Source organism: Arthrobacter sp. B1805 (assembly GCF_002929745.1).
Taxonomy (GTDB): Bacteria; Actinomycetota; Actinomycetes; order Actinomycetales; family Micrococcaceae; genus Arthrobacter_D.
Genome location: NZ_PJIQ01000012.1, coordinates 73,137 through 96,897, shown reverse-complemented (window position 1 = coordinate 96,897; position 23,761 = coordinate 73,137). Strand labels below are relative to the sequence as shown.

The window sequence follows — 23,761 nt, the reverse complement described above, 5'->3', positions numbered from 1 at the left end:
TCGCCTACTTCCCCAGGAGCGTGCGGGCTTCGCCGACGACCGTGATGGAACCGGTCACGAGGATGCCTCCCGCAAGGTCGTTGTTCTCCTCCGCCTTCATCACTGCCCACTCGAGGGCGTCGTCCAGACTCGGGGCGATGTTGATGTTCTCCTCCGCGAAACCGGCCGAGAGCGCGGCCTGCAGGAGGTCCGCGGCCGGGACGGACCTGGGCGACGTCGACTGCGTGAGGCAGACGTCCTCCAGGATGCCCCCGAGCTCTTCGTGCAGCTCTGCGAGGATCCCCTCCGCATCCTTGTCCTGCAGGACCCCGATGACCAGCACGAGCCTGCTGAAGTCGAAGGCCTCGTGGATCCCCTTCGCCGCGGCACGGGCCCCTGCCGGATTGTGTGCTGCGTCCACGACGATGCTCGGGGCGGTACGGACCACCTCGAGGCGACCGGGAGAGGTGACGGCACGCAGGCCGTTGCGCACGAGCACCGTGTCGAGCTCGCGTTCCCCGCCGCCCAGGAAGGCCTCAACCGCCGCGACGGCCACGGCGGCGTTCTCCGCCTGGTGCTCGCCGTGCAGAGGCACCAGCAGTTCGCCGTAGCGGCCGGCAAGTCCGGTAAGCGACACCACCTGGCCCCCGACGGCGACCATACGGGACTCGACACCGAACTCGACGCCTTCGAACCGGAACTCCGCGCCCACCTCGCGGGCACGCTCGAGGAGCACCTGGGCAGCATCGCGAGGCTGAATCGCGCTGATGAGGAAGGAGCCCGGCTTGATGATGCCGGCCTTCTCCAGGGCGATGTCCTCGACCGTGTCTCCGAGCAGGTCCGTGTGGTCCAGGGAGATCGGCGTCACCACGGCCACCTGGCCGTCCCCGACGTTCGTGGCGTCCGTGATGCCCCCGAGCCCGACCTCGATCACGCCGACGTCGATGGGCTCGTCGGCGAAGATAGCGAACGCGAGGATGGTGACGCACTCGAAGTAGGTCAGGCGTGGTTCGGCGGCGACCAGCAGTTCGCCGTCGACGATGTCGAGGTAGGGCTTGATCTCGTCCCACACCCGCACGAACGTCTCATCCGCAACGGGCTCACCGTCGATGCTGATGCGCTCCGTGACACGGGAGAGGTGCGGGCTCGTGAAGCGGCCCGTCCGCAGGTCGTGCGCCAGCAGGAGATTCTCGATCATGCGCGCCGTCGACGTCTTGCCGTTGGTACCCGTGATGTGGATGATCGGGAACGCCTTGTTCGGTTCACCGAGGATCTCCATGGCCCGATGCAGCGGAGCCATCCGGGGCTCCATCCTGTTCTCGGGCGCACGGCTCAGCAGTTCGGCGTAGACGCTTTCCACGGAGAACGCGTCAAGGGCGGGTCCTCCTTCGCTGCCGGTACCGTTCGTGTCATCCATGCTGCTGCTCCTGCTTCCCGACGGTGATGCTGAATTCGTTGCCCGCGTCCTCGACGGCGGTGATGCTGAGCTCCACGGTCAGGGTTTCCGCCCTGATGAGGTCCGCGTTCGCCTCGAGTGCCGGAACCTGGTCCGGCGCGACGCCGATCGTCGTGGTGATGCGGTCGCTGATGTCGAGGTCCGCGTCCCGGCGGGCCTGCTGGATAGCGCGGATGGCGTCGCGCGCCGTGCCCTCCGCCGCGAGCTCATCCGTGACCTCCGTGTCGAGGACGAGGAACCCGCCCCCCGGCAGGACCGTCACGGCCTTGGAGGCTGCGTCGTTTCCCTCCACCACGGTGTCCAACGTGTATTCGTGCGGCTCGAGCAGGAGGCCTCCGGCGGTGACACCGCCGTCGTCGTCCACGTGCCAGTCACCTGATTTCGACGCCTTGATGACGGTCTGCACGTTCTTCCCCAGCCGCGGACCGGCGGCGCGCGCGTTGACCACGAGACGCTGCGAGATGCCGAACTCGGCGGGCTCGGCGTCGGCCGAATCGACCAGCCGGACGCCCTTGAGGTTGAGCTCGTCCGCGATGATCGAGGAGTACTGTCCGGCGAGATCGGCGGCGCCGGGGGCGACGACGGTCAGTTCCCTGAGCGGTAGCCGCACCCGAAGGTTCGCAGCCTTCCGCAGGCTGGATCCTACGGAGCACACCTGCCGCGTGCGGTCCATCTGCTCCACGAGCTCTGGAGCGGCAGGGAACGACGCGGTGTCCGGCCAGTCGGTGAGGTGGACGGACCGTCCTCCCGTGAGCCCGCGCCAGATCTCCTCGGTGACGAGGGGAAGAAGGGGCGCTGCGACGCGGCAGACCGCTTCGAGGCAGGTGTACAGGACGTCGAACGCATCGGTGTCCTCGTCGAAGAAGCGCTGGCGGCTCCGACGGACGTACCAGTTGGTGAGCGTGTCCAGGTAGCGCCGCAGGGACTCACAGGCGTCGCTGATGGTGAAGGCATCGAGGGACTCCGTGAGATCGCGCACGAGGTTGCCGGTGTTCGCCAGGATGTAGCGGTCGATCGGCTCCTTCAGCTGCGCTGCCGCCTCGGGCGTCACGGTCTTCGCCTCGTAGCCCTCGCCGCCGTCGGCGGCATTGGTGTAGAGGCTGAAGAAGTGCCAGACGTTCCACAGCGGCAGGATGACCTGGCGCACGCCCTCCCGGATGCCCTGCTCCGTGACCACGAGGTTGCCGCCCCGCAGGATGGGCGACGCCATCAGGAACCACCGCATGGCATCCGAGCCGTCGCGATCGAAGACCTCGGACACATCCGGGTAGTTCCGCAGGCTCTTCGACATCTTCTGGCCGTCGGAGCCGAGGACGATGCCATGGCTGATGACGTTGCGGAACGCGGGTCGGTCGAACAGCGCCGTCGACAGGATGTGCAGCATGTAGAACCAGCCGCGCGTCTGGCCGATGTACTCGACGATGAAGTCGGCCGGATTGTGGGTGTCGAACCACTGCTCGTTCTCGAACGGGTAGTGCACCTGGCCGTACGGCATCGAGCCGGAGTCGAACCACACGTCGAGCACGTCCTCGACGCGGCGCATGGTCGACTGTCCCGTCGGATCGTCGGGATTGGGCCGCGTGAGCTCGTCGATGAACGGACGGTGCAGGTCCACCTCGCCCTGCTTGTTCACCGGCAGCCGCCCGAAGTCCGCCTGCAACTCCGCGAGCGAACCGTAGACGTCGGTGCGCGGGTACTCGGGATTGTCGGACTGCCACACGGGGATGGGACTCCCCCAGAAGCGGTTGCGACTGATGGACCAGTCGCGCGCATTGGAGAGCCACTTCCCGAACTGGCCGTCCTTGACGTTGCCGGGGATCCACGTGATGTCCTGGTTCAGCTCCACCATGCGGTCGCGGATCTTGGTCACCTCGACGTACCACGAGGACACGGCGCGGTAGATGAGCGGATTGCGGCACCGCCAGCAGTGCGGGTAGCTGTGCACGTAGCTCGCCTGGCGCACCAGCCGGCCCTCGGACTTCAGCACGCGCGTGATGTGTCTGTTCGCCTCGAAGACCTGCAGCCCGACGATCTCCGCGAGGGGCCCCTTACCGAACATCGGCAGGAACTTCGCGCCCTCGTCGACCGAGAGGATCACCTGGATGCCGGCTTCCTCGCAGACCTTCTGGTCCTCCTCGCCGTAGGCGGGTGCCTGGTGGACGAGGCCCGTGCCGTCCGTCGTCGTGACGTAGTCCGCCACGAGGATGCGGAAGGCGTTGCGGTAGCCACCCTCCTCGGGATCGGCGAGGTAGTCCCACAGCGGCTGGTAGGTGAGTCCTTCCAGCTCGGTCCCGAGGTGCCGGGACGTGACGGCCTCGCGCGCTGCCGTGGCGTCCGCGAATCCGAGGTCCTTGGCGTAGTTCCCCAGGAGGTCCTCCGCGATCAGGAACCGGCCGGCCTCGCCGTCGCGCTGCCCATCGAGGACGACGTACGTGATGTCGGGCCCGACGGCGAGCGCCGCGTTGGTGGGCAGCGTCCACGGCGTCGTGGTCCAGGCGAGGGCCTGCACGCCGTCGAGATCCTTCGAGAGGGCCGATTCGCCGGCGAGGATGGGGAAGGTCACCGTGACGGTCTGGTCCTGGCGGTCCTGGTAGACGTCCTCGTCCATCCGGAGTTCGTGGTTGGAGAGCGGGGTCTCGTCGTTCCAGCAGTAGGGCAGGACCCGGTAGCCGTTGTAGGTCAGGCCCTTGTCGTGGAGGGTCTTGAACGCCCAGAGCACGGACTCCATGTACTCGGGGTTGAGGGTCTTGTAGTCGTTGTCGAAGTCGACCCAGCGCGCCTGGCGGGTCACGTAGTCGCGCCACTCCCCCGCGTACTTCATGACGGAGGCCCGGGCGGCGTCGTTGAAGTTGTCGATACCCATGGCCACGATCTGCTGCTTGTCGGTCATACCGAGCTGCTTCATGGCCTCGAGTTCGGCCGGCAGTCCATGCGTGTCCCAGCCGAAGCGCCGCTCCACGCGGTGGCCGCGCTGCGTCTGGTACCGGCCCACGAGGTCCTTGGCATACCCGGTGAGGAGGTGGCCGTAATGCGGCAGGCCATTCGCGAACGGGGGTCCGTCGTAGAAGACGAACTCGTTGGAACCATCGACCCCGGCGTCACGCGCGTCGATGGAGGCCTGGAACGTGCCGTCCTCCTGCCAGTAGCGCAGGACGCGTTCCTCGAGCTCGGGGAACCGCGGGGACGCGCTGGTTCCGGAGGAACGTCCGTTGTCGTCGGGCGACACTGCTTTGGGGTAGATCTGCGGCATGATTCTCATCCTGTGTACGGCGGCGTCGGGTGGTGCAGGAATCCTGCCGTGAGGACGGGCGCCCATTCCGCCCGCTGCCGGTTGCCTGACCGGCCGCAGGGGTTCTGGACCCGCGGTACCACCTCACTTGCCGCCGTCGTCCGCCGCGCACCTGCTGCCAGGACGCGACGATCGGGGCTGCCGCTCGTTCGCAGGCTGTGACGGGCCGCCCCGTCCGGTTCTACGGGCCGCCCGCGAGGGGCTGGGCCTTTCTTCCGGAAGCTCGCCGGTGATTGCCGGGTCGATGCTGATGCCCCAAGTCTAGCCCCGGCGCGAAATCGTTGTCGAAAGCGCGACGGCACTGCCGACAGCGGCACCCGCACGGCGGCGCCGCTGGGAGGGACGCGGAAAAGCGTTGTGGTCGGAGCCGGGGATTGGCAGGGTGGGAAGCATCCGATAGCAACAGGACGGACCCTGCATGCCTCCCTCGACCCTTCCCACCGCGTCCGCGCTGGATACCGCGCGGCTGCTGCTGGGCGTCTTCCTGCCCACCGTCGCAAAGGGACCCATCATCAGGCGGCCGCGCGTCGTCGGGCTCGCGGCCCGCCTCGAGCTCGACGCGAAGGCCGTCGACATCGTCAGGAAGGTCCATGCCAAGTACCCGGCAGGCCCCCTGATGCTGAAACTGCCGATCCGCAAGCAGGCGGTGATCCTGGCGCCCGACGACGTCACCACCGTCCTGGCCCGATCACCCGAGCCGTTCTCGCCCGCGACCAGCGAGAAGAAAGCGGCACTGTCGCACTTCCAGCCCGCCAACGTCCTGATCTCGCGGGGTCCCGTGCGCACGGTGCGCCGCGCCCTCCAGGAACAGGTCCTCGACACCGGCCATCCGGTGCACCACCTCGCCGACCGGTTCGTCCCCATCGTGGAGGAGGAGATGCAGCAGCTGCTCGCCGGCGCCGCGAGCAGCGGCTCGCTGCCCTGGGACGACTTCCTCGACGCCTGGTACCGCGTGGTGCGCCGCGTGGTCTTCGGCGACCACGCACGGCACGACAAGGAACTCACGGCGATGGTGATCCGCCTGCGGAAGGACGGCAACTGGGCCTTCCTCAGACCGGTGCGGAGAAGGACGCGCGCGCGGTTCCTCCAGCGCATCTCGGACGAGCTGGCGAACGCGGAGCCCGGGAGCCTTGCGGCCGTCCTGGCGGCAGCACCCGCGGGGGACGGCGCCGAGCCCTCGCAGCAGGTGCCCCAGTGGCTCTTCGCCTTCGATCCGGCAGGAATGGCGACCTTCCGCACCCTGACGGTCCTCGCGACCCACGCCGAAGCGATGGCGACGGCGAGACGCGAGGTCGACGGCGATACCTCCGGGCGGCGGTTCCTGCCCTACCTGCGGGCAAGCGTCCTCGAGTCCCTGCGCCTGTGGCCCACGACGCCGATGATCCTCCGCCAGACCACCGCGCCCGTCGAGTGGGACCACGGAGTGATGCCGGCGCAGTGCGGCATCCTCATCTACTCGCCCTACTTCCACAGGGATGACCGGTCCCTGCGCAACGCGCACGGCTTCCGGCCGGAACGCTGGCTCACCGACGAGGACGACGGCTGGCCGCTCGTCCCGTTCAGCGACGGACCGGTGGTCTGCCCGGGCAAGCAGTTGGTGCTGCTCCTGACGAGTGCGGCGCTGGCCTCGCTGGTCAGCGGGAACGACGTCGAGCTCGCCCAGGGCCAGACCCTCGACCCGTCCCGACCTCTGCCCGGCACGATGGACAACTACTCGGTGCGCCTCGTCGTGTCCCCGCGGGCTCGATGACCGCTACTGCGGGGAGCGCAGCACCTTGTGGTTCGCCGCCTGGGCAAGAGGCCGGAGCACGAGCTGATCGATGTTCATGTGGTGGGGCGCATTGAGGGTGAACGCGACGGCGTCGGCGACGTCGTCCGCGGTGAGCGGGTGCGCCACGCCCTCGTAGACCTTGTCGGCGGCGCCCTGGTCACCGCCGAGCCGGTTGAGTGAGAACTCCTCGGTGTGCACCATGCCCGGGGACACCTCGATGACACGGATGTTGTGCTCCGCCTCCTCCAGCCGCAGCGAGCGTGCCATGGACTCCTGGGCTGCCTTGACCCCGCAGTATCCCGCACCGCCCTCGTAGGCCGCGAGCGCCGCGGTGGAGGTGAGGAACAGGACGCTGCCCTGGCCGCCGTCGCGCAATGCGGGCAGAAGCGCGCGGGTCATCCGCAGGGAGCCGAGCACGTTCACGTTGTACATCCAGTCCCAGTCCTCGGTCCTCGCCTCGGCGACACGTTCGGTGCCGAACGCCCCGCCCGCGTTGTTGACCAGGGCATGGACGGGGCCGGCCGCCGCGACCTCTGCGGCGAAGGCGGCGACGGAGACCTGGTCCGTGACGTCCAGGACCATCGGAACCGCGCCGGTCTCCTCGGCGAGGGCCTCCAGGCGGTCGACGCGCCGGGCTGCGGCGACGACGTCCCAGCCGGCCCGGCGCAGGGCGCGCACCGTGGCCGCGCCGATTCCGGAACTGGCTCCCGTGACGACGGCACGGAGGGCGGATGGGGCTGGTGTCACGGGTGCGCCGAGCTGGGCGGGAATCTGGGTCATGGAGCCACTGTAGCGATGGGGCGCTGACGCGCGCGTAAGGTCCGGTCATCAAGCATCGGGTGGAAGGGCTTCCCGACCGCAGGAGGTGTCAGTACCTGTTCAACCGGTCGATGAACTCGTCGGCGCGGGCGAGGGTCTGCACCAGCTTCTCCCGCCGTTCCGCGGCCGAGGCCCGAAAGGCGTCGAGGGACGCGCGGAGCAGCTCCCTGCGGTCAGGGTCCGTCTCCGTGTCCCACTGGTCCGTGACGTCCAGCAGGGCCTGCATCTCCTCGAGCGAGAATCCGAGGGGCTTCATCCTGCGGATGAGCAGCAGGCGCTCGACGTCGTCCTCCGTGTACAGCCGGAATCCACCCTCGGAGCGGGAGGAGGCGGGCAGGATGCCGACCTCGTCGTAGTGGCGGATGGTCCGCAGCGACAATCCGGTCCGTTCGGCAAGTTCTCCGATGTGCATGGTCTGCATCACCCCATCATCCTGCTTGACACCGACCCTCTCTCGTCGTGACAACCCTACCGTTACGTTAGGGTTGAACCTGGCGCCGGCTCAGGCGGGCGCGCTCCCTGCACAGCAGCAGCCATCGTCCCGCGGCGCTCCGACGCCGGCACGACGCAGCCCCGCACCCCGAGGACATAACATGATGACCACTCCACGGACTCCCACCGGCCCTGCTGCCCTGACCCCGGTCGAGAGGCAGTCCGTCGTCCGGACGCTGAAGGACGCGCGACTCCTGAAGACGGAAGTCCTCGCGGGGCTCGTCGTCGCACTGGCCCTGATCCCCGAGGCGATCGCCTTCTCGATCATCGCCGGAGTCGATCCGCGGCTCGGTCTGTTCGCGTCCTTCACGATGGCGGTCTCCATCGCGTTCCTCGGCGGCCGCCCCGCCATGATCTCGGCCGCCACCGGTGCCGTCGCCCTCGTCATCGCACCCCTGGTCGCCAGCCACGGCGTCGATTACTTCATCGCCGCGGTCATCCTCGGCGGGATTCTTCAGGTCATCCTCGGTCTCGCCGGCGTGGCACGGCTCATGCGGTTCATCCCGCGCTCGGTCATGGTCGGCTTCGTGAACGCCCTGGCCATCCTGATCTTCCTGTCCCAGGTCCCCGAGCTCATCGATGTTCCGTGGATGGTCTACCCGATGGTCGCCGTCGGCCTGCTGATCGTCTTCGGCCTCCCTCGTCTGACGAAGGCGGTCCCGGCGCCGCTGGTCGCGATCGTCGTCCTGACCGTGTTCGCGGTCCTCGCCAACGTTCTCGTGCCCACTGTCGGGGACAAGGGCGAACTGCCCGAGAGCCTCCCGTCGCTGTTCTTCCCGAACGTGCCGCTGAACCTCGAGACACTGCAGATCATCGCTCCGTTCGCCCTCGCGCTGGCAGCGGTCGGGCTGCTCGAATCCCTCATGACCGCCAAGCTCGTCGACGACATCACCGACACCCGATCGAACAAGACCCGCGAGTCCTGGGGTCAGGGAGCCGCGAACATCATCACCGGCCTGTTCGGCGGCATGGGCGGCTGCGCCATGATCGGCCAGACGATGATCAACGTGAAGGCCTCCGGGGCGCGCACGCGCATCTCGACCTTCCTGGCCGGCGTCTTCCTGCTCATCCTCGTCGTCGCCCTCGGGGACATCGTGGCCCTCATCCCCATGGCGGCCCTCGTGGCCGTCATGATCTTCGTGTCCATCGCCACCTTCGACTGGCACAGCATCCGGCCGACGACCCTCAAGCGAATGCCCAAGAGCGAGACCACGGTCATGCTCGCCACCGTCGTCGTGACGGTCTGGACCCACAACCTCGCCATCGGCGTCGGCGTGGGCGTCCTCGTCGCCATGGTCGCCTTCGCACGCCGCGTCGCGCACTTCGTCACGGTCGAACGGACCGAGGACACCGTAGACGGTGACCGCCACGCCACGTACACCGTGGACGGGGAGCTGTTCTTCGCGTCCTCCAACGACCTCTACACCCAGTTCGAGTACGCCACTGACCCCCACCGCGTCACGATCGACCTGCACGGTTCCCACCTGTGGGATGCCTCGACCATCGCCGCCCTCGACGCCATCCAGGAGAAGTACCGCACCCACGGCACCGACGTGAAGATCGTCGGCCTCAACGAAGCCTCGTCGAGGATGCGCGAACGCCTCGGCGGGAAACTCGGTGCGGGCCACTGACCTCCGGAACGTCATCGTCCCGCCGTAGGGAACAATGGGGGCATGGCCGATACGACCCAGGGCACAGACACGCCCTCCTCCCAGTCCGTTTCCGTTCCCGACAAGCCCGCCCTCGAGGGGCTCGAAGAGAGGCTGTCCCGCCAGTGGCGCGAGGACGGCACCTATGCCTTCAACCGCGACACGACGCGCGGCGAGGTCTATTCGATCGACACTCCCCCGCCAACGGCGTCCGGGTCCCTCCACGTCGGGCACATGTTCTCCTACACCCAGACGGACGTCATGGCCCGCTTCAAGAGGATGAGGGGCGCCAACGTCTTCTATCCGATGGGCTGGGACGACAACGGGCTCCCGACCGAGCGCAGGGTCCAGAACTACTACGGCGTCCGCTGCGATCCCAGCGTCGCCTACGACCCCGACTACCGGCCGCCCGCCGAGCCGCCCAAGAACCAGCGCGACTTCGACGCCGTATCCCGCCGCACCTTCATCGAGCTCTGCGAGGAACTGGCCGTCGAGGACGAGAAGGTCTTCGAGAACCTCTTCAGCACGCTCGGGCTCTCGGTGGACTGGAACCTGACCTACCGCACCATCGACGACACCTCGCGTGCCGTCTCGCAGCGGGCCTTCCTCGAGAACCTGCGGGCGGGCGACGCCTACCTCGCCGAAGCTCCGACGCTGTGGGACGTCACCTTCCGCACGGCTGTCGCGCAGGCCGAACTCGAGGATCGCGAGCAGCCCGGGGCATACCACCGCATCGCCTTTCACTGCGCAGGTGGCGAACAGATCCACATCGAGACCACCCGACCCGAACTCCTGCCGGCGTGCGTGGCCCTCGTTGCCCACCCCGACGACGAGCGCTACAAGCCGCTCTTCGGCACCACGGTGACGTCACCTCTGTTCGACGTCGAGGTGGAGGTCAAGGCACACCCCCTCGCCAAGCCGGACAAGGGCAGTGGCATCGCCATGATCTGCACCTTCGGTGATCTGACGGACGTCACCTGGTGGCGCGAACTGCAGCTGCCGACGCGAGCCGTCGTCGGTCGCGACGGCAGGATCCGCTCCGAGACGCCCGAATGGATCGCCACCGACCGAGCGCGCGAGAACTACGCGCAGGTGGCCGGCAAGACGATCTTCAGCGCCAAGGAGGCCGTCGTCGCCCTGCTGCGCGACAGTGGCGACCTGGACGGCGAACCGAAGAAGATCATGCACCCGGTCAACTTCTACGAGAAGGGCGACAAGCCCCTCGAAGTGGTCACGAGCCGCCAGTGGTACATCCGCAACGGCGGGCGCGACGCCGGCAAGCGGGACGCCCTGATCCAGCGCGGGCGCGAGATCGAGTTCCACCCGTCCTTCATGCGCTCGCGCTACGAGAACTGGATCGAGGGCCTGAACGGCGACTGGCTCGTCTCGCGACAGCGGTTCTTCGGCGTGCCCGTGCCCGTCTGGTACCGCCTGGACGCCGACGGCGAACCGGAGTACGACGACCCCATCCTTCCTGCCGCCGAGTCGCTCCCGGTCGACCCTGCCGCCGATCCCGCTCCCGGTTTCGACGAGTCGGCCCGCAATCAGCCGAACGGTTTCATCGGGGACAACGACGTGCTGGACACCTGGGCGACGTCATCCCTCACACCGCAGATCGTCGGCGGCTGGGGCCGCGACGAGGACCTGTTCGCGAAGGTCTTCCCCTTCGACCTCCGCCCCCAGGGCCACGACATCATCCGCACCTGGCTCTTCTCGACCGCCGTGCGCGCAGACGCCCTGCAGGACTCCGTGCCGTGGAAGCACGCAGCCCTTTCGGGGTGGATCCTCGACCCGGACCGCAAGAAGATGTCGAAGTCGAAGGGCAACGTGGTGGTCCCGACGGATGTCCTGGAACAGTTCGGCGCTGACGCCGTCCGTTACTGGGCCGCTTCGGCGAAACTCGGTGCGGACACCGCCTACGAGATCAACCAGATGAAGATCGGCCGCCGCCTGGCCATCAAGCTGCTGAACGCCTCCAAGTTCGTCCTGAACCTCGGCGTCACCGAGGCGTCCGTCGGCGAAGGCGCACTCGGCCGTGTCTCGAACGCCCTGGACCTCTCGCTGCTCGCTCAGCTGCGTACCGTGACCGAGCAGGCGACGGCCGCCTTCGAGAAGTACGACTACGCCCGGGCCCTGCAGCTCTCGGAGTCCTTCTTCTGGACCTTCACGGACGACTACGTGGAACTGGTCAAGGACCGGGCCTACGGCGACGCGGGCGACCCGGAGACGCAGTCCGTCCAGACGACCCTGGCCACGACCCTCGACGCCCTGCTGCGCCTCTTCGCACCGTTCCTCCCGTTCGCGACAGAAGAAGTCTGGAGCTGGTGGCGCCAGGATTCGGTGCACCGGGCAGCATGGCCGAGCGCCGAAGCTCTGGGGGCGCTGCCGGGCACGGCCGACCCCCACGTCCTGACCTCCGTCGCCCTGGCGCTGGGCGGCATCCGGAAGGCGAAGTCCGAGGCGAAGGTCAAACAGCGCACCGAGGTGGAGACCGCCGTCGTGACGGCGCCAGCTGCCCAGGTGGAGCAGGTGCGCGCGGGTCTGGCCGACCTGCTCGCAGCGGGCAATGCGAGGGACCTCCAGCTCGCGGAGGGCGAGGGCGCCCTGAGCGTCTCCGCCGTGCAACTGGTCCCCCAGCCGGTCGAGTAGTTCCCCGCGCAGTCGAGTAGTGCCCCGCACACGGAAGGGACCCACCGGTCGGTGGGTCCCTTCCGTGTCCTGTGCGGGCTACGGCGGGCTACGGTGGGATCCGCAGTCCAGAGCGGGGTCCTAGTCGAACGTCGGTCGTTCTGTCCGGGAGCGCTTCAGCTCGAAGAACTCCGGGAACTCCGCCAACAGCACGGCGCCGTCGAAGATGCGGCCGGCCTCCTCGCCGCGGGGGATCCTCGTCAGGACCGGTCCGAAGAATGCCGTGCCGTTGAAGGCTACGACGGGCGTTCCCACCTCGTCGCCGACGCGGTCAATGCCGTCCTTGTGGGAGGCACGGAGCTGCTCGTCGTAGTCGTCGGAATGGGCGTATCGCGCGAGGTCCGAGGGCAGACCCACTTCCTCGAGCGATTCACGGATGACGGCGTCGAAGTCCTTGTCCTGGCCGATGTGGATGCGGGTACCCATAGCGTCGTACAGCTTCTTGATGTACTCCTCGCCGTGGAGCTCCCGGGCGGCGATGATGACGCGAACGGGTCCCCAGCCCTGCAGCATCATGGCCTGGTACTCCTCCGGCAGGTCCCGTCCCTCGTTGAGGACGGAGAGGCTCATCACATGCCAGTCCACGGAGATGTCGCGGACCTGCTCCACCTCCCCGATCCAGCGTGAGGTGATCCATGCGAAGGGGCACAGGGGATCGAACCAGAAATCAGCTTTCTTGACTGTAGTGGACTCGCTCATGCGGTACTCCTTGCGACGTTGGGAGGCCGAGGCCTTTTCCGGTGCAACCGTGCCCGTCACCGGGCTATTCCGATTGGATTGGTGCCGTGCGCACCGAGACGGTGTAATGGAGGAACACGACCAGTCGACGATGCCTGGCGCTATCCCTGCGTCGGCATCGGGCTGGATGAGTTCGCACCGGCGCTCCCGGTGCTCGAAGGGACGCAGTCTTGCAGCACCACCGGACGGAGAACGCCCACACCCACGACACCTGGCTCGAACGCGAGGCACTCGCGGAGGCCATGATCCCGCTCATCGGGCACCTGTACCGCACCAACAACGTGGTGACGAGCATCCATGGACGCAGCCTCATCAACAAGTCCACGATGAACATCCTCAAGGCGCACCGCTTCGCCCGCCGCATCACCACTGAGGAACTCCGCCTCGAGGACACAGCTCCCCTGCTTCGGGTCCTGGCCGATCTCGACCTCGGAGCCGCCGCCATCGACATCGGGCGCCTCCGTCTCGCCTACGACCAGGCATTCGCCGCCGGTGACGAAAGGACCCTGGAGGAATTCCTCCGGGCAGAGCTGGCCGGCATCGTCGGGCAGGGCGGTCGTGACGAGCGGACCAGCACCGACGTCGTCCTCTACGGCTTCGGCCGCATCGGTCGCCTCGTCGCCCGGCTGCTCATCGAGAAGGCCGGCGGCGGGCACGGGCTCCGCCTGCGCGCGGTCGTCGTCCGCCGCGGATCGGCCAACGACCTCAGCAAACGCGCCAGCCTGCTCCGCCGGGACTCCGTCCACGGATCCTTCGAGGGCACCATCCAGGTCGACGAAGCCACGAACACGATCACCGCCAACGGCACCCGCATCCAGGTCATCTACTCCGACGACCCCGCCACCATCGACTACACCGCCTACGGCATCACCGACGCCCTCGTCGTCGACAACACCGGCCGCTGGCGCGACGAGGAGGGCCTCTCCCAGCACCTCAGGAGCACCGGGGTCGCCAAGGTCCTCCTCACGGCACCCGGCAAGGGAGCCCTGAAGAACATCGTCCACGGGATCAACCACGCCACCATCGAGGACAGCGACAGGATCATCACCGCTGCCTCCTGCACCACCAATGCCATCACCCCTGTCCTGAAAGCGATCAACGACCGCTACGGAGTCGTCCACGGCCACGTCGAGACCGTGCATTCCTTCACGAACGACCAGAACCTCATCGACAACTTCCACAAGGGTGACCGCCGCGGCCGCTCCGCCGCCCTGAACATGGTGCTCACGGAGACGGGAGCAGCCACAGCCGTGGCCAAGGCCCTGCCCGAACTGGCCGGCAAGCTCACCGGGAGCTCCATCCGCGTCCCGACGCCCGACGTCTCCATCGCCATCCTCAACCTCACCCTCAAGGAAGCGACCACGAAGGAGGAGGTCAACGAGTACCTCCGCGAGATGTCCCTGCACTCCGGCATGCGCAAGCAGGTCGACTACATCGACAGCCCCGAGGTCGTCTCCACCGACTTCGTCGGCTCACGCCGTGCGGGCATCGTCGACGGACTCGCGACCATCGCCGACGGCGTCCACCTCGTGCTGTACGTCTGGTACGACAACGAATTCGGCTACAGCTGCCAGGTCGTGCGCGTCATGGAGGAAATGGCCGCCGTCCACCCGCCGTCCTACCCTGCGGCCGATACCAGCGCGCCGGTGGCAGCGAGCGTCTGACACTGCCGCCGACGCAGGAGGGGCCCGGCCAGACGGCCGGGCCCCTCCTCATCCGCGCGTCAGGCGGACTTGTTGCGACGCTTTGCAACCACCTCATGCGAGATGAGCGTTGGCTCGGCGCGCTTGGCGACGACATCGTCCGTGATGACGACCGTGGCGATGTCCTCCCGGCTGGGAAGATCGAACATCACCGGCAGGAGTACCTCCTCCATGATCGCCCGCAGGCCTCGTGCACCGGTCCCGCGATCGAGGGCGAGATCCGCGATCGCTTCGAGCGCTTTGGGCTCGAAGACGAGTTCGACGCCGTCGAGCAGGAACATCTTCTGGTACTGCTTCATCAGGGCGTTCTTCGGCTCCGTCAGGATCTGCATGAGAGCAGGACGGTCCAGGTGCGTGACGGTGGTGATGACTGGAAGTCGTCCGATGAACTCGGGAATCAAACCGAACTTCAGCAGATCCTCGGGCATGACGTCGCCGTAGCTCGCCTCCTCGTTCTTGAGGGAGCTGAGCGGCGCACCGAAACCGATGCCCTTGCGTCCGGCGCGTGATCCGATGATCTCCTCGAGTCCGGCGAAGGCTCCGGCGACGATGAAGAGGACGTTCGTGGTGTCGATCTGGATGAATTCCTGGTGGGGGTGCTTGCGCCCGCCCTGCGGCGGCACGGAGGCCACTGTTCCCTCGAGGATCTTCAGGAGTGCCTGCTGGACGCCCTCACCCGAGACGTCACGCGTGATCGAGGGGTTCTCGCTCTTGCGCGAGATCTTGTCGATCTCGTCGATGTAGATGATTCCCTGCTCGGCCTTCTTGACGTCGTAGTCCGCGGCCTGGATCAGTTTGAGCAGGATGTTCTCGACGTCCTCGCCGACGTACCCGGCTTCCGTCAGCGCAGTGGCGTCCGCGACGGCGAACGGGACGTTCAGCCGACGGGCCAGGGTCTGCGCGAGGTAGGTCTTGCCGCAACCGGTGGGGCCGATGAGCAGGATGTTCGACTTGGCGATCTCGACGTCTTCGGTCTCGGCGGCATCGGCGAGGGTACCGGCGGCACGCGGGCCGTTGCCCGACTGGATGCGCTTGTAGTGGTTGTACACGGCGACCGCGAGGGACCGCTTGGCAGGCTCCTGGCCCACGACGTATTCCTGCAGGAAGTCGAAGATCTCGCGGGGCTTGGGCAGCTCGAAGGTTCCGAGATCAGCCACCTCGGAGAGCTCTTCCTCGATGATCTCGTTGCACAGGTCGATGCACTCGTCGCAGATGTACACGCCGGGGCCTGCAATCAGCTTCCGGACCTGCTTCTGGCTTTTCCCACAGAAAGAGCACTTGAGTAGATCCGTGCTCTCACCAATGCGAGCCATGGTTCAATCCCCTTAGGTATTTCGCGATTGCTATGTCCACTCTAGGCCACGAGGACCTCGGAGCCGGTATCAAAATGCCCGTGGTGCCTTGCGGCGCCACGGGCGATGACCCTGCTGTGCTGCGGGTCCGGGACCGTCTGGGCCCCGGACCCGCCGTCACGTCTACGGGGTGTTGATCTTCGGCGGGGTGATCTTGCGCGACGTCAGGACCTCGTCCACCAGGCCGTACTCGACTGCGTCCGCAGCGGTGAGGATCTTGTCGCGCTCGATGTCGATGTTCACCTGCTCGGAACTGCGGCCCGAGTGCAGGGCCAGCGTGTCCTCGAGCCAGGTACGCATGCGCATGACCTCATTGGCCTGGATCTCCAGGTCGGAGGCCTGGCCACCCTGGCCGCCGGACAGCGCGGGCTGGTGGATGAGCACCCGCGCGTTGGGAAGTGCCAGGCGCTTGCCGGGGGCACCGGCCGCGAGCAGCACCGCGGCGGCACTCGCCGCCTGGCCGAGGCATACGGTCTGCACCTCGGGACGGATGAACTGCATGGTGTCGTAGATCGCCGTCATGGCGGTGAAGGATCCACCGGGCGAGTTGATGTACAGCGTGATGTCCCGCTCCGGGTCCGTGGACTCGAGGACGAGCAACTGGGCCATGACGTCATCCGCCGACGCGTCGTCGACCTGTGTGCCGAGGAAGATGATGCGGTCCTCGAACAGCTTCGTGTAAGGGTCCTGGCGCTTGAAACCGTACGGCGTGCGCTCTTCGAACTGGGGAAGGATGTAGCGGCTGGTCGGGAGGTTCTGCGCCTTGGATCCCGCTGCTGCCTGGAAATCGTGGTTCATGGTGTCTCCTGTAGGACGACTGATCGAGGAAGGGGCTGGGCGCGGACTACGGCGTCTGGTCGGTTCCGCCGCCACCGGAGACGGACCCCGAGTGCGCCGAGATGTGGTCGAAGAAGCCGTACTCGAGCGCTTCCTGGGCCGTGAACCACTTGTCGCGGTCGTTGTCCTTCAGGATCTGCTCGACGGTCTGGCCCGTCTGCTCCGCCGTCAGTTCGGCCATGACCCGCTTCATGTGCAGGATGAGCTCTGCCTGGATGCGGATGTCCGTCGCCGTTCCGCCGATGCCGCCGGAAGGCTGGTGCATCAGGATGCGGGCGTGAGGAGTCGCGTAGCGCTTCCCCTTGGTGCCGGAGGACAGCAGGAACTGACCCATCGACGCGGCGAGGCCGGTCGCCACGGTCACGACGTCGTTCGGGATGAATTGCATGGTGTCGTAGATTGCCATGCCCGCGGTCACGGAGCCGCCGGGCGAATTGATGTAGAGGTAGATGTCCCGCTCGGGGTCCTCCGCCGAGAGCAGCAGCAGCTGCGAGCAGATGACGTTCGCGTTGTCGTCGCGGACCTCTGAACCGAGCCAGATGATGCGCTCCTTGAGGAGCCTGTTGTAGATGTACTCGTCACGGCCGCCCATTTCGGGGCCGGCCATCCTCGGGGTGCTTGGTTCGGTTGCCATCGACGTTAACCTCTCACTCTGGCGGGCCGCTGCCACTCCGGCCGACCCGTCCGTTTGTCTCTCCTTGGACACTAACCCGCTGCGCTCCCGAATTGCTCCCACGCGCGGAACTGTTCGCTGACGGCGCACGGTGGCGGGAACGGTCCCCGACGCCCGTCCTTCCCGAGCTGCCGATCGCCGAGAGGGCCCGTTAACGCACCAGCGGTGCCGCTGCCCGGAGGCTGCGGCACCGCTGGTGGAGGCTGGGCGAACTACTCGGCGCTTGCCTTCTTCTTGGTCGTCTTCTTCTTCGGCGCTTCAGCGACTTCCTGCCCTGCAGGAGCATCCGCGGCCTCTGCCGACTCGGCCGATGCGGCGGCCTCCGGCTCACCGGCCTGGATATCCTCTGCCACGTCCTGCTCGGTCTCGACGTCGTCCGCACTGATGGTCTCGGGCTCATCCCCGGCGGGCCGCACGAACTCGGTGAGGTCCACGGCTGCACCGTTGGTGTCCGTGACGGTTGCGTATTCGAGGACCTTGGCCAGCGCCTTCCGGCGGCGGACCTCGCCGACGATCATCGGGACCTGGCCGCTCTGGTCCAGCATCTGGGCGAACTGGTTGGGCTCCATGCCGTACTGGCCCGCGGTGGACACGATGTAGTCGATCAGCTCGGCCTGGCTGACGCCGACCTCTTCCTTCTCCGCAACGGCATCGAGGATGACCTCGTTCTGGAAGGCGCGCTCCGTGTTGGTGCGGATCTCCGCCCGGTGCTCCTCGGTGTCGTGGTCCTCACCGGCGCTGTGGGCGTTCTCACCGTTGAAGTGCTGCTCGAGCTGCTCCTCGATCACGCTGTCGGGAACCGGTACCGCGACGAGCTCGACGAGCTTGTCCAGCACCTTGTCGCGCGCCTCGACGCCCTGGTCCATCAGCTTCGACTCCGATGCCTGCTTGGCGAGGTCGGCCCGCAGTTCCTCCGCGGTGTCGAACTCGGAAGCGAGCTGCGCGAATTCGTCGTCGACCTGGGGAAGCTCGCGCTCCTTGACGGCCTTGACGACGACGGTGACCTGCGCATCTGCGCCGGCGTGCTCGCCACCGGCCAGCTTCGTCTCGAAGATGGCGCTCTCGTCGACCGACAGGCCCGTGACAGCCTCGTCCATGCCTTCCAGCATGGTTCCGGAGCCGATCTGGTAGGAGAGGTCCTGGGCCGAGTCGACCTCTTCACCGGCCACCGACGCGGTGAGGTCGATGGTCAGGAAGTCGCCGTCCTGGGAAGGGCGGTCGACCGCTGTGAGGGTACCGAAGCGTCCACGGAGTTCGTCCATCGCCTTATCGATGTCCTCGTCGGAGGCGGCCACGGGATCCACGGTGACCTCGATGCCCTTGTAGTCGGGCAGTTCGATCTCGGGGCGGATATCGAGCTCGACCGTGAAGGTGAGCTGGCCGTCCTTCTTGGCGGGATCCGGGACCTCGGTGATCTCGACCTCGGGGCGGCTCAGGGGACGGATTCCGGTCTCCTGGACAGCGCTCTGGTAGAAGCCGTTCAGGCCGTCATTGATGGCTGTCTCGATGACGTAGCCGCGGCCGACACGCTGGTCGATGAGCTGCTGGGGAACCCTGCCCTTGCGGAATCCCGGAACCTGGACCTGGGTGGCGATGGTCTTGTAGGCCTCGTCGATGCTGGGCTTCAGCTCCTCGAAGGGAACCTCGACGTTCAGCTTCACCCGGGTGGGGGAAAGGGTTTCAACAGCGCTCTTCACAGCGTAGGACTCCTGAAATGATGGGGATTGGTTCTGCAGTGGAGGCGTTTTCTTCATCACACGACAGAGTCGGGGTGACAGGAGTTGAACCTGCGACTTCCTGCTCCCAAAGCAGGCGCTCTACCAAGCTGAGCTACACCCCGTAAGTGCGAGTGACAGTCTACGCATCTTTGCGCCCGCCGCGCACATTTGGCGATAGCGTGGCAGCTGTGGTGTAGTTATATGCGTTCCGAGGGGCTCCGCGAGGACCCTCTGCGGGGATGTAGCTTAATGGTAAAGCCTCAGTCTTCCAAACTGATTACGCGGGTTCGATTCCCGTCATCCCCTCTTCCGGCCGTGAGGCCACCGTCACCCGGACCCGCCGTCCGGGTGATGTGCTTTAAGCCCCTGCTCCAAGGGTGGTGCGCACTCCCGTCACTCCGCCTGGCACCGAGGGCACCAGTACACGTTGCGCGCAGCCATCTCCCCGGTCAGGATCGGGGTTCCACAGCGTCGACACGGTTCTCCGGTGCGCTTGTACACGTAGTGCGGCGCTGAGCGCTTCGGGCGTCCGTTCCTCGCCTCGGCCGTCGTCGTCACGATGCGTCCTTCGCGCACGCCGTCCCTCATCAGCCGCACGGTGTCCGTCCAGATGGCGGCCGCTTCGTCCTCGCGGACCTGCCGGCCGGGCCGCCAGGGATTGATGCCCTGCAGGAAGAGCACCTCGGCGCGGTAGACGTTCCCGATCCCCGCGACGACCGACTGGTTCATCAGCTGGATGCCGACCGGCGTCACGCTCGACGTCAGCTTCCGGACGAAGACCGACCCGTCCGACCCGGCCTGAAGCGGATCGGGGCCGAGCTTCGCCCGTGCCGCCTTTTCCTCCGCCGGACTGATGACCTCGCACGCGGTCGGGCCGCGCAGGTCGGCCCAGCCGTGAGCGGAGACAAGGCGTACCCTGACGGCTCCGACGGGAGCGGGCGGGCCGCTGAACGACGCCGTCCCGCCGGGCTCGCCCTCGTCGGAGGCCTGCTCCGTCTCACCCACCCTGCGCGGAGCACCGATGCTCGAAGCGCCGCGGAACGTCGCGTCGCCGCCGAAGCTCCACGCGCCGTAGAGGCCGAGGTGCACGCGCAGCACGCGGTCGTTGTCGAACCGCAGGAACATCTGCTTCCCGTGGGCCAGGGCGCTGAGCAGCGTGGCGCCATCCAGTTGCGCGGCACCAGCGGAGAAACGGCCCTGGGGACTCGACACCGCGAGTCGCTCACCGACGAAGACCGAGCTGAACTGCTGCGCGAGCCGGTGGACCGAATGGCCCTCAGGCAACGCGCCCGGATTCCTCGTACAGTGCGATCTGCGCGATCCTCCGCGCGTGTCGCTCGGCGCCGCTGAACGGTTCGGCGAGGAAGGCCTCGATGATCGCCGTCGCCTCCTCGACCGAGTGCTGGCGGCCACCGACGGCGATCACGTTCGCGTCGTTGTGCTGGCGCGCGAGGCGCGCGGTGTCCAGGTTCCAGGCGAGTGCTGCCCGCACTCCACGCACCTTGTTCGCTGCGATCTGCTCGCCGTTCCCCGAGCCGCCGAGAACGATCCCGAGTGCCTCGGTGCCCTGCGCCTGGTCGGCCACGACAGCCTCCGCCGCGTTGATGCAGAACGAGGGGTAGTCGTCCTCGGGGTCGTAGGACGTCGGTCCGTGGTCGACGACGTCGTATCCCGCTGCGGTGAGATGCGAGAGCAGGTGGGCGCTCAGCTCCATGCCGGCGTGGTCTGTGGCGAGGTGGACGCGCATGGCGATCTGTTCCTTTGTCTGGCGTGGATGGCACCGGACGAACCGGCGATGGGGTGTGACGTCCGCCCGGCGGCAGGACGGTCCCAGCCTAGTGCGCGTCGCCAGATGGAGACCAAGCGGATGACGGCGCCGCATCGGATGAGAGAATACGAATCGCGCGTAAGCCGCATCACACGCGCCGTACCCGCAACCCACCCTGGAGGCGATCCTTGCCCGGTCTGAACCTGACGCGCGACGAAGCACGCACGCGCGCCGAACTGCTCTCTGTCCACTCCTACGACGTCACCCTCGACCTGACGCGCGGTGACCGTGCGTTCCGGTCGACGACGGTCGTCTCCTTCGACGCCCGGCAGGGAGCCTCGACCTTCATCGACGCAGTGACCGACACCGTGCACCGCGTCGAACTGAACGGGGTGGAGCTCGACGCAGCCGAGGTCGCCGACGGCGTGCGGATACAGCTCCCCGCGCTCTCCGCCAGCAACACCCTCGTCGTCGAGGCGGACATGCTCTACATGAACACCGGAGAGGGGCTCCACCGCTTCACCGACCCCGTGGACGGCGAGGTCTACCTCTACACGCAGTTCGAGGTGCCCGATTCGCGCCGGGTCTTCGCGGTGTTCGAGCAGCCGGACCTGAAGGCGACGTTCCGCTTCGCCGTGACGGCGCCCTCGCACTGGGATGTGATCTCCAATGCGCCCACGCCCGAACCTGTGCAGGCCGGTTCCGACGCTGACGCCCAAGCGAACTCGACGTGGTACTTCGACCCCACGCCGGTCATGTCCTCCTACGTGACGGCGCTCATCGCCGGGCCGTACCAGTCCGTGCGCAGCGAGCTGACGAGCTCCGACGGCCGGACGATCCCGCTCGGCGTCTTCGCCCGCAAGTCGCTGATGCAGTACATGGACGCGGAGAACATCTTCGCGCTGACGCGCCAGGGTTTCGAGTTCTACGAGGAACAGTTCGGCACTCCGTACCCCTTCGCGAAGTACGACCAGCTCTTCGTCCCCGAGTTCAACGCCGGCGCGATGGAGAACGCCGGTGCCGTCACCTTCCTCGAGACCTACGTGTTCCGCTCCCGCGTGCCGGACGCGACGATCGAGCGCCGTGCCATCACGATCCTCCACGAGCTCGCACACATGTGGTTCGGGGATCTCGTCACGATGCGCTGGTGGAACGACCTCTGGCTGAACGAGTCGTTCGCGGAATTCATGTCCACGCTCGCCGCGGCCGAGGCGACCGAGTTCACGCAGTCATGGACGACCTTCGCCATCCTCGAGAAGGGCTGGGCCTACCGGCAGGACCAGCTTCCCTCGACGCACCCCATCGTGGCGCAGATCAACGACCTCGAGGACGTGCAGGTCAACTTCGACGGCATCACGTATGCGAAGGGCGCGTCGGTGCTCAAGCAGCTGGTGGCCTGGGTGGGACAGGACAAGTTCATGGAGGGCGTGCGCCAGTACTTCGCGAAGCACTCCTGGAGGAACACCGAACTCGTCGATCTCCTGTCCGAGCTCGAGGCGGCCAGCGGCCGTGACCTGAAGGCCTGGTCCGCGCTCTGGCTCGAGACCGCGGGAGTCAACACGCTGCGTCCCGAGTTCAGCACGGACGGCGACGGCACCATCACCTCGTTCGCCATCCTGCAGACCGCGATCGAGGCCTTCCCCACGATCCGCCCGCACCGCCTCGCCGTCGGTTTCTACGACCACGACGACGACGGCGCGCTGGTGCGCACGCACCGGGTCGAGCTCGACGTCGACGGCGAGCGCACGGAGGTCGAGGACCTAGTAGGCCGCAGGCAGCCGGCGCTCGTGCTGCTGAACGACGACGACCTCGCCTACGCGAAGATCCGACTCGACCCTGCCTCGCTCCGCACCTCGGTGCGGCATGTGAAGGACTTCAGGGAGTCACTCCCGCGTACGCTCGTCCTCGCATCGGCCTGGGACGCAGCCCGCGACGGCGAGACGCCTGCGCGTGACTACGTGGAGCTGGTGCTGCAGAACATCGGCGCGGAATCGGACTCCTCCGTCGTGCTCGTCCTGCTCCGTCAGCTGGCCTCGACGCTCGCGTTCTACGTCAATCCCGACGATCGCGAGGCGATGGGCGATGCAGCCGCGGACAGCCTCCTCGACCTCGCGCTGGATGCCGAGGCCGGGTCGGACGCGCAACTGCAGTTCACGAAGGCGTTCTCGTCCCACGCCCGCACCGCCCGGCACCTCGACACCGTCGAGGCACTCCTGACCGGCGAGCGCGTTCCTGCCGGCCTCAGCGTCGACCAGGACCTTCGTTGGGAGCTGCTGACCAGTCTCGTGGCGGGCGGCCGGTACGGTCAGTCCGAGATCGATGCGGAACTCGCCCGCGATACGACGGCGACGGGTCAGCTCGCGGCCGCCGGAGCACGTGCGGCCGTTCCGACACCCGAGGCCAAAGAAGCGGCCTGGTCCGCACTGGTGGATTCCGCCGACCTGCCGAACTCGACACAACGCTCCATGATCGCGGGCTTCTCGCGGGTGCACGAGCGCACACTCCTCGAGCCTTTCGTCGAGAAGTACTTCGCCTCGATCCAGGACGTCTGGGCCACCCGCACGCACGAGATCGCCCAGCAGATCATCGTGGGTCTCTATCCCTCGCTGCTGACGACCCAGGCGACGCTGGACCGGACCGACGCGTTCCTCGCGGAGCTCGGGGAGGCATCGCCATCCCTCCGCCGGTTGGTCCTGGAAAGCCGGGACGGAATCGAGCGCGCCCTCAGGGCGCAGGCGGCCGACAGGTAGCAGGTCGACCGGCGCGGAGGAGGACGACGTCGCTGTCCCCCTCCGTGCCGGTCCCGGCGTGTCCCGAATGCGTACTAGG

General features: G+C 67.2%; 16 protein-coding genes and 2 tRNA genes. 6 read left to right on the top strand and 12 right to left on the bottom strand.

Annotated features, from left to right (window positions below; translation table 11 throughout):
* Positions 1–4: 4 nt before the first annotated feature.
* The gene (locus tag CXQ96_RS13610) at positions 5–1,396 is read right to left on the bottom strand and encodes a folylpolyglutamate synthase/dihydrofolate synthase family protein (protein ID WP_104118551.1); all 1,392 of its coding nucleotides are present in this window, start codon (positions 1,394–1,396) and stop codon (positions 5–7) included.
* Positions 1,389–4,685 carry an isoleucine--tRNA ligase gene (gene ileS, locus CXQ96_RS13605; RefSeq protein WP_308662899.1) on the bottom strand — a complete coding sequence of 1,099 codons (3,297 nt, stop codon included), beginning with the start codon at positions 4,683–4,685 and terminating at the stop codon, positions 1,389–1,391. Before ileS ends, CXQ96_RS13610 begins: the two co-directional genes overlap by 8 nt.
* A gap of 457 nt (positions 4,686–5,142) precedes the next feature.
* Here ileS and CXQ96_RS13600 point away from each other — a divergent pair, with 457 nt between their 5' ends.
* A complete protein-coding gene (locus CXQ96_RS13600) occupies positions 5,143–6,474 on the top strand; it encodes a cytochrome P450 (RefSeq protein ID WP_104118549.1) in 1,332 nt (443 codons plus the stop codon).
* A 3-nt stretch (positions 6,475–6,477) separates the two neighbouring features.
* Here CXQ96_RS13600 and CXQ96_RS13595 read toward each other — a convergent pair whose 3' ends face one another.
* Both CXQ96_RS13595 and CXQ96_RS13590 read right to left on the bottom strand, forming a co-directional pair.
* Entirely contained in the window at positions 6,478–7,275 is a 798-nt protein-coding gene (locus tag CXQ96_RS13595) for an SDR family oxidoreductase (RefSeq protein WP_104118548.1), read from the bottom strand.
* A gap of 88 nt (positions 7,276–7,363) precedes the next feature.
* On the bottom strand, positions 7,364–7,735 hold the full coding sequence (locus tag CXQ96_RS13590) for a MerR family transcriptional regulator (protein ID WP_104118547.1): 372 nt from the start codon (positions 7,733–7,735) through the stop codon (positions 7,364–7,366).
* 175 nt (positions 7,736–7,910) lie between these two features.
* Here CXQ96_RS13590 and CXQ96_RS13585 point away from each other — a divergent pair, with 175 nt between their 5' ends.
* Entirely contained in the window at positions 7,911–9,437 is a 1,527-nt protein-coding gene (locus CXQ96_RS13585; protein WP_104118576.1) for a SulP family inorganic anion transporter, read from the top strand.
* Positions 9,438–9,479: 42 nt separating this feature from the next.
* On the top strand, positions 9,480–12,104 hold the full coding sequence (gene valS / locus CXQ96_RS13580; protein WP_104118546.1) for a valine--tRNA ligase: 2,625 nt from the start codon (positions 9,480–9,482) through the stop codon (positions 12,102–12,104).
* A gap of 120 nt (positions 12,105–12,224) precedes the next feature.
* Here valS and CXQ96_RS13575 read toward each other — a convergent pair whose 3' ends face one another.
* Positions 12,225–12,842 carry a DsbA family protein gene (locus tag CXQ96_RS13575; RefSeq protein ID WP_104118545.1) on the bottom strand — a complete coding sequence of 206 codons (618 nt, stop codon included), beginning with the start codon at positions 12,840–12,842 and terminating at the stop codon, positions 12,225–12,227.
* Between the two features lie 209 nt (positions 12,843–13,051).
* On the opposite strand from CXQ96_RS13575, the gene CXQ96_RS13570 reads away from it, so the two are divergent.
* Positions 13,052–14,545, top strand: coding sequence for a glyceraldehyde-3-phosphate dehydrogenase (locus CXQ96_RS13570; protein ID WP_104118544.1), 1,494 nt, complete (start codon positions 13,052–13,054; stop codon positions 14,543–14,545).
* A 59-nt stretch (positions 14,546–14,604) separates the two neighbouring features.
* Here CXQ96_RS13570 and clpX read toward each other — a convergent pair whose 3' ends face one another.
* From clpX to CXQ96_RS13545, 5 genes are all read right to left on the bottom strand, one after another.
* Positions 14,605–15,897, bottom strand: a complete 1,293-nt coding sequence (gene clpX, locus CXQ96_RS13565) for an ATP-dependent Clp protease ATP-binding subunit ClpX (RefSeq protein ID WP_104118543.1) — start codon at positions 15,895–15,897, stop codon at positions 14,605–14,607.
* 162 nt (positions 15,898–16,059) lie between these two features.
* Positions 16,060–16,734, bottom strand: coding sequence for an ATP-dependent Clp protease proteolytic subunit (locus CXQ96_RS13560; protein ID WP_104118542.1), 675 nt, complete (start codon positions 16,732–16,734; stop codon positions 16,060–16,062).
* Between the two features lie 46 nt (positions 16,735–16,780).
* Positions 16,781–17,407, bottom strand: a complete 627-nt coding sequence (locus tag CXQ96_RS13555; protein ID WP_308662895.1) for an ATP-dependent Clp protease proteolytic subunit — start codon at positions 17,405–17,407, stop codon at positions 16,781–16,783.
* A gap of 251 nt (positions 17,408–17,658) precedes the next feature.
* A complete protein-coding gene (tig, locus tag CXQ96_RS13550) occupies positions 17,659–19,143 on the bottom strand; it encodes a trigger factor (RefSeq protein ID WP_104118540.1) in 1,485 nt (494 codons plus the stop codon).
* A 69-nt stretch (positions 19,144–19,212) separates the two neighbouring features.
* A tRNA-Pro gene (locus tag CXQ96_RS13545) sits at positions 19,213–19,286 on the bottom strand.
* 113 nt (positions 19,287–19,399) lie between these two features.
* Here CXQ96_RS13545 and CXQ96_RS13540 point away from each other — a divergent pair.
* Positions 19,400–19,470 (top strand) — tRNA-Gly (locus tag CXQ96_RS13540).
* 87 nt (positions 19,471–19,557) lie between these two features.
* On the opposite strand, the gene CXQ96_RS13535 is transcribed toward CXQ96_RS13540, so the two are convergent.
* Together CXQ96_RS13535 and CXQ96_RS13530 are read right to left on the bottom strand one after the other, a co-directional pair.
* Positions 19,558–20,448, bottom strand: coding sequence for an Fpg/Nei family DNA glycosylase (locus tag CXQ96_RS13535; RefSeq protein ID WP_104118539.1), 891 nt, complete (start codon positions 20,446–20,448; stop codon positions 19,558–19,560).
* Positions 20,441–20,911, bottom strand: coding sequence for a ribose-5-phosphate isomerase (locus CXQ96_RS13530; RefSeq protein WP_104118538.1), 471 nt, complete (start codon positions 20,909–20,911; stop codon positions 20,441–20,443). The genes CXQ96_RS13535 and CXQ96_RS13530 overlap by 8 nt, the downstream gene beginning before the upstream one ends.
* Positions 20,912–21,129: 218 nt before the next feature.
* Here CXQ96_RS13530 and pepN point away from each other — a divergent pair, with 218 nt between their 5' ends.
* Entirely contained in the window at positions 21,130–23,682 is a 2,553-nt protein-coding gene (gene pepN, locus CXQ96_RS13525) for an aminopeptidase N (protein WP_104118575.1), read from the top strand.
* Positions 23,683–23,761: the final 79 nt, after the last annotated feature.